The 13,175-nt window shown below is 60.6% G+C and carries 12 protein-coding genes; 7 read left to right on the plus strand and 5 right to left on the minus strand.

The window, feature by feature from the left end; genetic code table 11:
* Positions 1-97: 97 nt before the first annotated feature.
* Both ACTD9P_RS27455 and ACTD9P_RS27460 read right to left on the minus strand, forming a co-directional pair.
* On the minus strand, positions 98-505 hold the full coding sequence (locus ACTD9P_RS27455; RefSeq protein ID WP_065931709.1) for a PA2817 family protein: 408 nt from the start codon (positions 503-505) through the stop codon (positions 98-100).
* Positions 506-580: 75 nt separating this feature from the next.
* Entirely contained in the window at positions 581-3,028 is a 2,448-nt protein-coding gene (locus ACTD9P_RS27460; RefSeq protein WP_438870116.1) for an acyl-CoA dehydrogenase, read from the minus strand.
* A gap of 178 nt (positions 3,029-3,206) precedes the next feature.
* Here ACTD9P_RS27460 and ACTD9P_RS27465 point away from each other — a divergent pair, with 178 nt between their 5' ends.
* From ACTD9P_RS27465 to ACTD9P_RS27480, 4 genes are all read left to right on the plus strand, one after another.
* On the plus strand, positions 3,207-3,866 hold the full coding sequence (locus ACTD9P_RS27465; RefSeq protein WP_438870117.1) for a transglutaminase-like domain-containing protein: 660 nt from the start codon (positions 3,207-3,209) through the stop codon (positions 3,864-3,866).
* A gap of 56 nt (positions 3,867-3,922) precedes the next feature.
* Positions 3,923-4,540 carry a glutathione S-transferase gene (locus tag ACTD9P_RS27470; RefSeq protein WP_438870118.1) on the plus strand — a complete coding sequence of 206 codons (618 nt, stop codon included), beginning with the start codon at positions 3,923-3,925 and terminating at the stop codon, positions 4,538-4,540.
* A 134-nt stretch (positions 4,541-4,674) separates the two neighbouring features.
* Positions 4,675-5,607: an ABC transporter ATP-binding protein gene (locus ACTD9P_RS27475; RefSeq protein ID WP_438870119.1), complete on the plus strand. Its 933-nt coding sequence runs from the start codon at positions 4,675-4,677 to the stop codon at positions 5,605-5,607.
* Positions 5,604-6,383 (plus strand): ABC transporter permease, encoded by a 780-nt coding sequence (locus ACTD9P_RS27480; protein ID WP_058420148.1) that lies wholly within the window; start codon positions 5,604-5,606, stop codon positions 6,381-6,383. The genes ACTD9P_RS27475 and ACTD9P_RS27480 overlap by 4 nt, the downstream gene beginning before the upstream one ends.
* 133 nt (positions 6,384-6,516) lie before the next feature.
* Here ACTD9P_RS27480 and ACTD9P_RS27485 read toward each other — a convergent pair whose 3' ends face one another.
* The gene (locus ACTD9P_RS27485; RefSeq protein ID WP_438870120.1) at positions 6,517-7,056 is read right to left on the minus strand and encodes a TetR/AcrR family transcriptional regulator; all 540 of its coding nucleotides are present in this window, start codon (positions 7,054-7,056) and stop codon (positions 6,517-6,519) included.
* A 91-nt stretch (positions 7,057-7,147) separates the two neighbouring features.
* Between ACTD9P_RS27485 and ACTD9P_RS27490 the strand changes: the two genes are divergently transcribed.
* The 3 genes from ACTD9P_RS27490 (at position 7,148) to ACTD9P_RS27500 (ending at position 11,551) form a co-directional block, all read left to right on the plus strand.
* Positions 7,148-8,338 (plus strand): MFS transporter, encoded by a 1,191-nt coding sequence (locus ACTD9P_RS27490; RefSeq protein ID WP_438870121.1) that lies wholly within the window; start codon positions 7,148-7,150, stop codon positions 8,336-8,338.
* Positions 8,339-8,447: 109 nt separating this feature from the next.
* Positions 8,448-9,611, plus strand: coding sequence for a TDT family transporter (locus ACTD9P_RS27495; RefSeq protein WP_438870122.1), 1,164 nt, complete (start codon positions 8,448-8,450; stop codon positions 9,609-9,611).
* A gap of 65 nt (positions 9,612-9,676) precedes the next feature.
* Positions 9,677-11,551: an MFS transporter gene (locus ACTD9P_RS27500; protein WP_438870123.1), complete on the plus strand. Its 1,875-nt coding sequence runs from the start codon at positions 9,677-9,679 to the stop codon at positions 11,549-11,551.
* 107 nt (positions 11,552-11,658) lie between these two features.
* Here ACTD9P_RS27500 and sugE read toward each other — a convergent pair whose 3' ends face one another.
* Both sugE and ACTD9P_RS27510 read right to left on the minus strand, forming a co-directional pair.
* Positions 11,659-11,973: a quaternary ammonium compound efflux SMR transporter SugE gene (gene sugE / locus ACTD9P_RS27505; RefSeq protein WP_016970241.1), complete on the minus strand. Its 315-nt coding sequence runs from the start codon at positions 11,971-11,973 to the stop codon at positions 11,659-11,661.
* 112 nt (positions 11,974-12,085) lie between these two features.
* Positions 12,086-13,045 (minus strand): bile acid:sodium symporter family protein, encoded by a 960-nt coding sequence (locus ACTD9P_RS27510; RefSeq protein WP_438870124.1) that lies wholly within the window; start codon positions 13,043-13,045, stop codon positions 12,086-12,088.
* Between the last annotated feature and the right edge of the window lie 130 nt (positions 13,046-13,175).

A 13,175-nucleotide genomic window follows, 5' to 3' on the forward strand; every position in this document is an offset into this window, starting at 1 on the left:
CGCGAAAGCGGTGTGTCAGTCGCGAAAGAAGTTGACTGAACCACCGCATTCGCGAGCAAGCCCGCTCCCACATTTAGATCTCAGTGTTCTGAAAAAATCAGTGCTTGCTCTGATCCTGCGGCATGGCCAGCAGTTGCTTTTCCTGGTTCCAGTCGAACGGCTCATCGTTCTGTTCGGCTTCATAGCGACGTTCTTCCAGAGACTGGTACAGGTCCAGTTCTTCATCGGGCATGAAGTGCAGGCAATCACCGCCGAAGAACCACAGCAGGTCGCGGGGCACCAGGTGGGCGATCTGCGGGTAGCGCAGGATGACCTGGCTCATCAGGTCCTGGCCCAGGTACTGGCTTTCGATCGGGTCGATCGGCAGCAGGGCGCGCAATTCGTCGAAGCGCTCCAGGAACAGGGTATGGCTTTCCTCGGGCACCTGTTCGGCTTCGCCGACGGCAACCAGGATGCTGCGCAAGTGGTCGAGCAAGACGAGATGATCGGCAACGACGTTGGACACGAGATAAGTCCTCTAAAGCAAAAACGGGCGCGAGAGTATATAGCTCACGCGCCCGTTTTTATATGACCGCCTGACTCAGCGGATTTTACCCTCAGCCTGGGTCAGCTCTTCCTTGCTGAAATCATCCACATCGATCACCTTGCGGCGCGCGGCTTCGGCGTCGCGCAGGGTTTGCGCTTCGGCCGGTTGCAATACGCCCGCGTGCAGCGCCGCGTCGATGGCATGTTCGCCGGCGGCCGGTTTGACCTGGCCGCTTTTGAGCGCCGTGTGGAGTTTTTTCTGCAAGGGGTGGCTGGCACCCAGCAGGTCGTAGGCGTGTTGCAGCGCGCCCACAGGGTCTTCTGCCGATTGCGGGCGATAGCAACCCGCCAGCAACTCTTCCAGGGTCGGGTCGCCTTTGGCACGGCCAATCACCGCAGCCACTTCGGCGTCCAGCGCATCGGACGGCCCGGTATGACGACGGCCGAACGGGAACACGATCACTCGCAGCAGGCAACCGAGGACCTTGTTCGGGAAGTTGCTCAGCAGTTCATCCAGGGCACGTTCCGATTCGCCGAGGCTTTCTTCCATGGCCCAGGCAAACAGCGGCTCCAGGTGATCCGGCGAGTCCAGGTCGTGATAACGCTTGAGCGCCGCCGAGGCCAGGTACATATGGCTCAGCACATCACCCAGGCGCGCCGACAGGCGTTCGCGGCGTTTCAGCTCGCCACCGAGCAGCATCATGCTCAAGTCGGCGAGCAGGGCGAACGCGGCAGCCTGACGGTTCAACGCGCGGAAGTAACCCTGGCTCAGACGGTTGCCCGGGGCTTTTTCGAAATGGCCAATGCCGAGGTTAAGCACGAGTGTGCTGGCGGCGTTACTCACGGCGAAGCCGATATGTTGCATCAGCAGGCCATCGAACTCCTTGAGTGCCTGGTCATGGTCTTCACGACCGGCCAGCGCCATCTCCTTGAGCACAAACGGATGGCAGCGGATTGCGCCCTGACCAAAGATCATCAGGTTGCGCGAGAGGATATTCGCGCCCTCCACCGTGATGAAGATCGGCGCACCTTGCCAGTTGCGGCCCAGGTAGTTGTTGGGGCCCATGATGATGCCTTTGCCGCCATGCACATCCATGGCGTGGCTGATGCACTCGCGGCCGCGCTCGGTGAGGTGGTACTTGAGGATCGCCGACAACACCGAGGGTTTTTCGCCAAGGTCGACGGCATTGGCGGTGAGCATGCGCGCGCTGTCCATCAGCCAGGCGTTGCCGCCGATGCGCGCCAGGGCTTCCTGGATACCTTCAAAGGCCGACAGCGGCACGTTGAACTGCTCGCGCACCTGGGCGTATTGGCCGGTCACTAAACTGGTGAACTTGGCCGCGCCGGTGCCAACCGCAGGCAGGGAGATCGAACGGCCAACCGACAGGCAGTTCATCAGCATCATCCAGCCCTTGCCGAGCATTTCCTGGCCACCGATAAGGAATTCCAGGGGGATGAATACGTCCTTGCCGGAGTTGGGGCCGTTCATGAACGCTGCGCCCAGCGGCAGGTGGCGACGGCCGATTTCGACGCCGGGCGTGTCGGTGGGGATCAGCGCCAGGCTGATGCCCAAGTCTTCTTCCTCACCCAACAAGTGGTCCGGGTCATGGGCCTTGAAGGCAAGGCCCAGCAGGGTCGCGACCGGGCCAAGGGTGATGTAGCGTTTTTCCCAGTTCAGGCGCAGGCCCAGGGTTTCCTTGCCTTCCCATTCACCTTTGCAGATCACGCCGGTGTCGGGCATGGCGCCGGCGTCGGAGCCCGCCAGTGGGCCGGTCAGCGCGAAACACGGTATATCGTCACCACGCGCCAGGCGCGGCAGGTAGTGGTTGCGTTGTTCGTCGGTGCCGTAATGCAGCAGCAGCTCGGCGGGGCCGAGGGAGTTGGGGACCATCACGGTGGAGGCCAGGTCGCCGCTGCGGGTGGCGAGTTTCATCGCGACCTGGGAGTGGGCATAGGCGGAGAAACCCTTGCCGCCATATTCCTTGGGAATGATCAGGGCGAAGAAGCCGTGGGTCTTGATGTGCTCCCAGGCGGCGGGCGGCAGGTCCATGGCCTGGCCGATTTCCCAGTCGCTGACCATCGCGCAGAGTTCTTCGGTAGGCCCGTCGATAAACGCCTGTTCTTCGTCGGTCAGTTGCGCCTTGGGGTAGGCCAGCAACTTGTCCCAATCGGGGCGGCCGCTGAACAGTTCGCCGTCCCACCACACGGTGCCGGCATCGATGGCGTCGCGCTCGGTCTCGGACATCGGCGGCAGGACTTTCTGGAACCAGCTGAACAGCGGCTTGGTGAAGTATTGGCGGCGCAGGTCGGGCAACAACAGGGGCACGGCCACGGCGGCGATCAGCACCCAGAAGATCACCAGCAGCCAACCCGGTGCATGGCTCCAGGCACCCATCGCCAGCAGGTAGACGGCGACCACGCCCAGCGCGGGCAGGGGCGCGGTGCGGCGGTGTGCCAGGTAGGCAATGCCGACCACCAGAACCAGTATCCACAACAACAGCATATTCAATCCTCCGTGAAACCAAGGGCGAAACCACCATGGAGCTTAGTCGGCATCCGAAAAAGCGCGGTGGCGAGGGTGTAACGAGTTGTGCTGGCGCACGCCGACATTTGGCCGAATCGTCGTTATCTCCACGGCAGACCTGTCGTTAGACTCAAGGCTTACCTTGGAGATAAAGCTCATGGATACGTACTTGAATCCCAGCCGCTTCATCGATAGTGACCACCCTGCGGTGGTGGAGTTCGCCGAAAAACATCGCGGAACTCGCCCGGATTTAAATGACCAGGCGGTCAGTCTCTACTTGGCCGTGCGTGAGGCGATTCGCTACAACCCGTACACCTTCAGCCGTGACCCGAGTACCCTCAGTGCCAGCTTTGCCCTGGCTGCCCGCGAGAGTTATTGCGTGCCCAAGGCCACCTTATTGGCCGCCTGTGCCCGCCATTGCGGGATCCCGGCGCGCATTGGCCTGGCGGATGTGCGCAATCATTTGTCGACACCGCGCCTGCTCGCGTTGCTTAAAAGTGATGTGTTCGCCATGCATGGCTATACCGAGTTGTACCTGCACGGCCGCTGGGTCAAGGCCACGCCGGCGTTCAACAGCCAACTGTGCGAGTTGTTCGATGTGCCGCCGCTGGCGTTCGATGGGGTCAACGACAGTGTGTTCCACGCTTTCAACCGCCAGGGCCGGCGCTCGATGGAGTATGTGCTGGACCACGGGCAGTTCAGCGATGTGCCCGAAGCGTTTTTCTTCGCGCATATTCAGCAGTGTTACCCTCATCTGTTTGCCGACGACATGCCGATCCTGCTGGGCGACATGCACAGCGATTTGAGCCGCGCGTGAACCGGCGTATGCTGCTGCGTTCATCAAGCCATGTTCATCAACGATAAGGCGCGGTCATGCTGAAAATCTGGGGTCGTAAAAATTCATCAAACGTCAGGAAGGCACTGTGGTGCGCCGAGGAGCTCAGCCTGGACTATGAGGCAATTGATGCGGGCGGGGCTTTTGGTGTGGTCGACACGCCGCAATACCGGGCCTTGAACCCCAATGGCCGGGTGCCGATGATCGAAGACGGCGACTTTGTGTTGTGGGAATCCAACACCATCGTGCGTTACCTGTGCGCCAAGAGCGCGTCGGATTTTTACCCGAACGACCTGCAAGCCCGGGCCAACGCCGAGAAGTGGATGGACTGGACCACGTCCACACTCGCCGATCCGTTCAAGGCGGTGTTTTGGGGCATCCTGCGCACTCCGGCAGAAAAACAGAACTGGGACAGCATCAATGCCGGGCGCCAAGCCTGTATCGATGCGCTTGAAACCGTCGACCAGGCCCTCGCCAGGCAACCCTACCTGTCCGGCGAGCATTTCGGCATGGGCGATATCCCTTTGGGCTGCTTTGCCTACGCCTGGTTCGAGATGCCCATCGAACGCCCGGCTATGCCCCATCTAGAGGCCTGGTACCAGCGCCTTAAAGACCGCCCGGCCTACCGCAAGGCCGTGATGACCGCGTTGACTTAATACCCACTATTAATACGGGTGACTGTACTTGTGCGGCGCGGCCAAGCACCATGCTTGTCATGCGCCGCCGTTGAACTACGTGCGCTGCGCGCTTATCTACTCTTTCTATTCCCTTCTCTGGTGCGTAATCCGATATGAGTTCCGCTCTGTCCATCCGGCAGCTAACCAAAACCTACGGCAACGGTTTCCAGGCCCTGAGTGGTATCGATCTGGACGTTGCCGAAGGTGACTTCTTCGCCTTGCTCGGCCCCAACGGTGCCGGCAAATCCACCACCATCGGCATCCTCTCCACCCTGGTCAACAAAACCAGCGGCTCGGTGAATATCTTTGGCCATGACCTGGACAAATCCCCGGCGGCGCTCAAGCGCTCCATCGGCGTGGTGCCCCAGGAGTTCAACTTCAACCAGTTTGAAAAGACCTTCGACATCGTCGTGACCCAGGCCGGTTACTACGGCATCCCGGCGAAAATCGCCAAGGAACGCGCCGAGCAGTACCTGACCCAGTTGGGCCTGTGGGACAAGCGTGATGTGCCATCGCGTTCGTTGTCGGGTGGCATGAAGCGCCGCCTGATGATCGCCCGCGCGCTGGTGCATGAACCGCGCCTGCTGATCCTCGATGAGCCAACCGCAGGTGTGGACATCGAGCTGCGCCGTTCGATGTGGACCTTCCTCACCGAGCTGAACGAGAAGGGCATCACCATCATCCTCACCACCCATTACCTGGAAGAGGCTGAGCAGCTGTGCCGCAACATCGGCATCATCGACCACGGCACCATCGTCGAGAACACCAGCATGCGCAACCTGCTGGGCCAGTTGCATGTGGAAACCTTCCTGCTGGACCTGAAAAACAACCTGTCGGTGGCACCGCAACTGCTCGGCTACCCAAGCCGCCTGGTGGATGGCCACACCCTGGAAATCCAGGTGGACAAGGCCATGGGCATCACCGCGTTGTTCACCCAGTTGGCGGCCCAGAGCATCGAAGTGCTGAGCCTGCGTAACAAAACCAATCGCCTTGAGGAGTTGTTTGTGTCCCTGGTGGAGAAAAATCTGGCGAAGGTGGCGGTATGAGTTCCGAACTGCAACCCAACCTCGTCGCACTGCAGACCATCGTTTACCGCGAAGTGAAGCGCTTTACCCGGATCTGGCCGCAAACCCTGCTGCCGCCGGCGATCACCATGGTCTTGTACTTCGTGATCTTCGGTAACCTGATCGGCCGCCAGATTGGCGACATGGGTGGCTTCACCTACATGGAGTACATCGTGCCGGGCCTGATCATGATGTCGGTGATCACCAACTCCTACGGCAATGTGGTCTCGAGCTTTTTCGGCAGCAAGTTCCAGCGTTCCATCGAAGAACTGATGGTCTCGCCGGTGTCGCCGCACACCATCCTGATCGGCTACACCCTGGGCGGCGTGCTGCGCGGCTTGATGGTCGGGGTGATCGTGACCTTGCTGTCGCTGTTCTTCACCCACCTGCAGGTGCATCACCTGGGGGTCACCATTCTGGTGGTGGTACTGACCGCAACGATCTTCTCGCTGCTGGGCTTTATCAACGCCGTGTTTGCACGCAACTTCGATGATATTTCGATCATCCCCACGTTCGTGCTGACGCCGCTGACCTACCTGGGCGGGGTGTTCTACTCCATCACCTTGCTGCCGCCGTTCTGGCAGACCGTGTCGCTGGCCAACCCGGTGCTGCACATGGTCAATGCCTTCCGCTACGGCATTCTGGGCGTGTCGGATATCAAGATCAGCGTGGCGATCACCTTCATGCTGGTGGCGACCGTGGTGCTGTATGTGGGCTGTGCGCGGTTGCTGGTGAGTGGGCGCGGGATGCGTACTTAAGCAGCAGTCATACGCGTTAAAAATGTGGGAGCGGGCTTGCTCGCGAATGCGATATGCCAGTCGACGGATTTGTTGACTGACACACCGCCTTCGCGAGCAAGCCCGCTCCCACATTTGGTTTTGTGCAAGGCCTTTATTTTTTCAGCGCCAGTTCTAACAAGGCATGCAGCTCTTGCACCGTCAGCGGTTCGGTCGAAAACAAAATACGAAACACCGTCGGCGCCGCCAGCAGGTTGATCAAATGGTCCACGCTTGGCGGCGTACTCTGTGGGTAACGATCGATAATCGTCTGAAACTGCCCACTCAGAATGCTCACGCAATAACCCGGCGTGATCATGCTCTGCAGGTCACGCATCATGTTGCGACCTGGCTCTGAGTTCATTTCATCCAGGTATTGCTCGGCCCAGGCCCGCAGGTCGCCGCGCAGGCTGCCGGTATTCGCCGGCTCGCTGTCGGGGCGCATGCGGGCCAGGGCCACATCCGCGAGTAACACCGACAAGTCACCCCAACGCCGATAAATTGTGGACGGCGTGACGCCTGCGCGTGCAGCAATCATCGGCACGGTGACGCTTGAACGCTCATGGGCTTCCAGCAGTTCGCGCGCGGCGTTATGCACTGATTCTTGAACCCGGGCACTACGGCCTCCCGGGCGAAGGCCTTCTTTTATCGCCATGCGTAAAACCTTAACACAAAGAATTTGCTTTAAGCGCTTCCCGGTAGCACACTCCACAAAAGCAAAATATTAGCTTTAGCGGAGTGTACCCATGTCTCGCGTCATTTCCCAACGGTCCAGCCTGGCGTTTCTGGTGATCACGGTGTTGACCTTTCTCGCCGCGTCCAGCGCGCCGACGCCGTTGTATCAGGTTTACCAGGAGAACCTGCACTTCTCGGCGGTGGTGCTCACGGTGATCTTCGGCGTGTACGCCGTCAGCCTGCTGGCGGCGTTGCTGACCGTGGGTTCGCTGTCGGATTACCTGGGGCGCAAGCCGGTGATTTTCGTCGCACTGCTGCTCAATATTGCGGCAATGCTGCTGTTTATCAACGCCGACAGCACTGCGCACTTGATTGCCGCCCGCGCGCTGCAAGGCTTTGCCACAGGTATGGCCACGGCGGTGCTGAGTGCGACCTTGCTCGACACTGACCGCGTGCGCGGCCCGATGCTCAATAGCCTGGCGCCCCTGTTGGGCATGGCCAGTGGTGGGTTGGGCAGCGGCCTGTTGGTCGAGTTCGCGCCGCGTCCTACCCAGTTGATTTACTTCACGCTGTTGGGGTTGATGGTGTTGCAGGCTGCGTATGTGTGGCGCCTGGCGGAAACCGTCAGCCGTATTCCGGGCGCGTTGAAATCGCTGGCGCCGACCCTGCATGTGCCGCAGCAAGCGCGCCGGGCCTTATGGCTGGTGATGCCGCTGAATGTGGCGGTGTGGGCGTTGGGCGGGTTCTTCTCATCCCTGGCGCCGTCGCTGGTCAAGGCTGCCGCCGGTTCCACATCACACCTGATCGGCGGCGGCCTGGTGGCGGTCGTGACTTTGAGTGGTGCGGTGATGATCTACAGCGTGCGCGAGCGCCCGGCGGATAAAATCATGCGGCTGTCGGCAGGGCTGTTGGCGGTGGGCGTCGCGTTGCTGCTGGTGGCCGTGCACATGGGTATTTTGTGGCTGTTCTTTGTCGCCAGTGTGATTGCAGGTTTTGGTTTTGGCGGCGGCTTCATGGGCAGTGTGCGCAGTATCGTCGGGCTGGCGTTGCCCCATGAGCGGGCCGGTTTGATGTCGGCGTTCTATGTCTTGAGCTACTTGGCGTTCTGTCTGCCGGCGTTATTGGCGGGTTATCTGTGCCATGTTTACGGCCTTATCGTCACCACGGAAGGCTATGGGGCCGCGCTGATAGTGCTGGCCCTGAGTGCGTTGGCCGGTTTGGTCCTGCAGGGCTCGGTGCGGGCCAAGGCGGCGATAGAGTAATGGCGTATATTGGTAAAGTAGATAACAGATAGAGATATTACCCGTTATATAGATATTCGACCAGGTTCTATGATGGCTTCAACCTCATGCGAGGAAGAGGATTGCCATCATGACCTGCTCGACGACTCCCAGCTGCAAAGCACCAAGCTACAAACCCTTGAGCCACCTGACCCGCCCACGGGAAGTGATTCGCCAGTTCACCCCCAACTGGTTCGCCGCGACCATGGGCACCGGCGTGCTGGCCCTGGCCTTGGCGCAACTGCCGTTCAACCTGCCAGGTTTGCACGTCATTGCCGAAGGGCTGTGGTTGTTCACCATTGGCCTGTTTGTGCTGTTCAGCCTGTTGTACGCGGCACGTTGGGTGATGTTCTTCCACGAAGCGCGACGCATCTTCGGGCACTCCACGGTGTCGATGTTCTTCGGCACCATTCCCATGGGCCTGGCGACGATTCTTAACGGTTTGCTGCTGTTCGGTCTGCCGCGCTGGGGCAGCGAAGTGATCCCGCTGGCAGAAGCCTTGTGGTGGCTGGACGTGGCGATGGCCCTGGCCTGCGGCGTGCTCATCCCGTTCATGATGTTCACCCGCCAGGAACACAGCATCGACCAGATGACCGCCGTCTGGCTGTTGCCGGTGGTTGCCGCCGAAGTCGCCGCCGCCAGCGGCGGCCTGCTGGCGCCGCACTTGGCCGACGCCCATGCGCAACTGGTGATGCTGGTGACCAGCTACGTGCTGTGGGCGTTTTCCCTGCCGGTGGCGTTCAGCATCCTGACCATCCTGATGTTGCGCATGGCCCTGCATAAACTGCCGCCGGCCAATATGGCCGCGTCGAGCTGGCTGGCCCTTGGCCCCATCGGCACCGGTGCGCTGGGCATGTTGCTGTTGGGCGGTGACGCCCCGGCGATCTTCGCCGCCAATGGGTTGCCGGGTGTGGGCGAAATGGCCAATGGCCTGGGCGTGGTGGCCGGCATCACGCTGTGGGGCTTCGGTTTGTGGTGGATGCTGATCGCGGTGCTGATCACCCTGCGTTACCTGCGCGCCGGCATCCCGTTCAACCTCGGCTGGTGGGGGTTTACCTTCCCATTGGGAGTTTACGCGTTGGCCACGCTGAAGCTGGCGAGCCTGCTGCACCTGAGCTTTTTCAGCGTCTTTGGCAGCGTGCTGGTGCTGGCATTGGCGCTGATGTGGTTGATTGTGGCCAAGCGCACCGTGCAGGGTGCCTATAAAGGTGAGCTTTTTGTTTCGCCATGCATTGCAGGACTAGCGAATAAGTAAGCGCGATTAGGTAAAGTCGTGGCCTGAGAAACTACAAGCCTTCAGGCCACGCAGGAACACGGACGATGAGCCACCCCTCACAATTCACCTTGCTGCGCACACGGCGCTTTCTGCCGTTTTTCATCACCCAGTTGCTGGGCGCGTTCAACGACAACATCTTCAAGCAATCGCTGATCCTGGCGATTCTCTACAAGCTCACCATCGAGGGCGACCGCTCCATCTGGGTCAACCTGTGCGCCTTGTTGTTTATCCTGCCGTTCTTCCTGTTCTCGGCGCTGGCCGGGCAGTTTGGCGAGAAATTCAACAAGGACGCGCTGATCCGTGCGATCAAGATCGGCGAGATCGTGATCATGGCTGTGGGCGCCACGGGCTTTGTGTTCAACCACCTGGAGTTGATGCTGCTGGCGCTGTTTGCCATGGGCACGCATTCGGCGCTGTTCGGCCCGGTGAAGTACTCGATCATGCCCCAGGCGCTGCACGACGATGAGCTGGTGGGCGGCAACGGGCTGGTGGAAATGGGCACGTTTCTGGCGATCCTGGCCGGCACCATTGGCGCGGGGATCATCATGTCGTCGAGCAATTACGCGCCCCTGGTGGCGGTGGCGATTGTCGGCGTGGCGGTGCTCGGCTACCTGGCCAGCCGCAGTATTCCGCGGGCGGCGGCCTCCACGCCGGAGCTGCGCCTGAACTGGAATATCTTCAGCGAATCCTGGGCAACATTGCGCCTGGGCCTGGGGCAGACGCCGGCGGTGTCGCGCTCGATTGTCGGCAACTCGTGGTTCTGGTTTGTCGGTGCGATCTACCTGACGCAGATCCCGGCCTACGCCAAGGAATGGTTGTACGGCGATGAAACCGTGGTGACGCTGATCCTCACGGTGTTTTCGGTGGGCATCGCCGTTGGTTCGATGCTCTGCGAAAAGCTCTCTGGCCGTAAGGTCGAGATCGGCCTGGTGCCGTTTGGCTCATTTGGCCTGACGGTATTCGGCCTGCTGCTGTGGTGGCACTCGGGCGGTTTCCCGCAATCGGCCCAGGAACATAGCTGGCTGGCGGTACTCAGTTACGGTCAGGCGTGGTGGGTGTTGTTCGATATCCTGGGTCTGGGTGTGTTCGGCGGCTTCTATATCGTGCCGCTCTACGCGTTGATCCAGTCGCGCACGGCCGAGAACGAGCGCGCGCGGGTCATCGCAGCCAACAATATTCTCAATGCGTTGTTCATGGTGGTCTCTGCCATCGTCTCGATCCTGTTGCTGAGCGTGGCCAAGCTATCGATCCCGGAGCTGTTCCTGGTGGTATCGCTGCTCAATATTGCGGTCAACACCTACATCTTCAAAATCGTCCCCGAGTTCACCATGCGTTTCATGATCTGGCTGCTCAGCCATTCCATGTACCGCGTGGAGCATCGCAACCTGGAACGCATTCCCGATGAAGGCGCGGCGTTGCTGGTGTGCAACCATGTGTCGTTTGTCGATGCACTGTTGATTGGCGGCGCGGTGCGTCGGCCGATTCGCTTTGTCATGTACTACAAGATCTACCGTTTGCCGGTGCTCAACTTCATCTTCCGTACGGCCGGGGCGATTCCGATTGCCGGGCGCCATGAAGATATCCAGATCTACGAAAAGGCCTTCACACGAATTGCCCAGTACCTGAAGGAAGGGGAATTGGTGTGCATCTTCCCCGAAGGCAAGCTGACCGCCGATGGTGAGATGAATGAGTTCCGTGGCGGGCTCACGCGGATTCTGGAGGAGACCCCGGTGCCGGTGATTCCGATGGCGCTGCAAGGGTTGTGGGGGAGCTTTTTCAGTCGCGACCCGAACAAGGGGATCTTTCATCGGATCTGGTCGCGGGTGGTGTTGGTGGCGGGTGAGCCGGTTGCGCTGGAGGCCGCGACGCCTGAGCAGTTGCAGGCTGTGGTGAGTGTATTGCGGGGGAGTGTCAGGTAGCGCTGTACTGCATGCCCCGGCCCCTTCGCGAGCAAGCCCGCTCCCACCTTTGAACGGTGAACACAGTCCAGTGTGGGAGCTGGCTTGCCTGCGATAGCGGTAGTGGCCTAAGTGCTGATCTTGAGCCCAACCAGCCCGCAAATAATCAACGCCACACTCGCCAGCCGAAACAACGCCATGGACTCGCCAAACAGAATAATCCCGGCGATCACCGTGCCCACCGCACCCACACCGGTCCAGATGGCATAGGCGGTGCCCAGCGGCAGCTCCTTCATGGCCAGGCCCAGCAGGCCGAGGCTGATGGCCATGGCGGCAATCGTCAGTGCTGTCGGCAGCGGCTTGCTGAAACCGTCGGTGTACTTCAGGCCGACCGCCCAGCCGACCTCAAACAGCCCGGCAAAAAACAGAATGATCCAGGACATGTTGATCTCCCCTCTATAGCTGGGGTCGTCCCCGGATTAAGCGCTTGAGAGCGTCGCGAGGTCGTCCCCGCGAAGCCCGGTAGCTTGCCGAAAATTGATCAGGTGATCAAGTTTACGGCGCGCTCTCCAGGGCGCGGCGGTCCTCTTTTTCGCTCATTCTGCGAAAGTAAGTCGACAGTAATGCCCCGGAAATATTGTGCCACACGCTGAACAGCGCGCTCGGCACCGCCGCCAAGGGCGAAAAGTGCGCACTGGCTAATGCGGCGCCCAGCCCGGAGTTCTGCATGCCCACTTCCAGCGCCAGGGATTTTCGCTGCGCCAACGGCAGTTTGAACAGGCGGCCGGTGAAGTAGCCGAGCAGATAACCGAAGCTGTTGTGCAACATCACCACGGCCATGATCAACAGGCCGGACTCGGCGATCTTCGCCTGGCTCGCCGCAACCACCGCCGCGACGATGATCACGATGCTCACCACCGACACCAGCGGCAATACGTCCACGGCATGGCGCACCCGGTCGCCCAACACGCGTTGCGCCACCACGCCCAGTACGATCGGCAGCAACACCACTTGCAGGATCGACCAGAACAATTCCATGAACGACACCGGCAGCCAGGCCGAGGCCAGCAGCCAGATCAACGCCGGCGTCAGCAGTGGGGCGAGGAGGGTGGTGACGGCGGCGATGGCCACCGACAGCGCCAGGTCGCCCCGCGCCAGCCAGGTCATGACGTTGGACGAGGTGCCGCTTGGGCAGCACCCGACCAGGATCACGCCGACGGCAATTTCCGGCGGCAGGTGGAACGCCTGGCACAGCAGCCAGGCCACGCCCGGCATGATCACAAAATGCGCGACCACACCGAGAGCCACACGCCAGGGATGGCGGGCGACTTCGGCGAAGTCTTCAAGTTTCAAGGTCAGCCCCATGCCGAACATCACCAGGCCCAGCAGCGGTACGATGGCGCCCTTGAGGCCAATGAACCAGCCGGGCTCAAGGAAGGCGAGCACCGCGAAAATCAACACCCAGTAGGCGAAGGTATTGCCGACGAAGCGGCTCAAGGCGGCGAGCGCGCGCATGGAAGGATGTCCTTGTTATTAGTTAAGTTAGGTAGCGCTAATGTCTGCTTGGAAACCCAATCAAATGTGGGAGTGGGCTTGCTCGCGAATGCGGTGTGTCAGTCAATGCATCGGGTGACTGATCCACCGC

It is taken from the genome of Pseudomonas onubensis (genome assembly GCF_965653655.1).
Taxonomy (GTDB): Bacteria; Pseudomonadota; Gammaproteobacteria; order Pseudomonadales; family Pseudomonadaceae; genus Aquipseudomonas.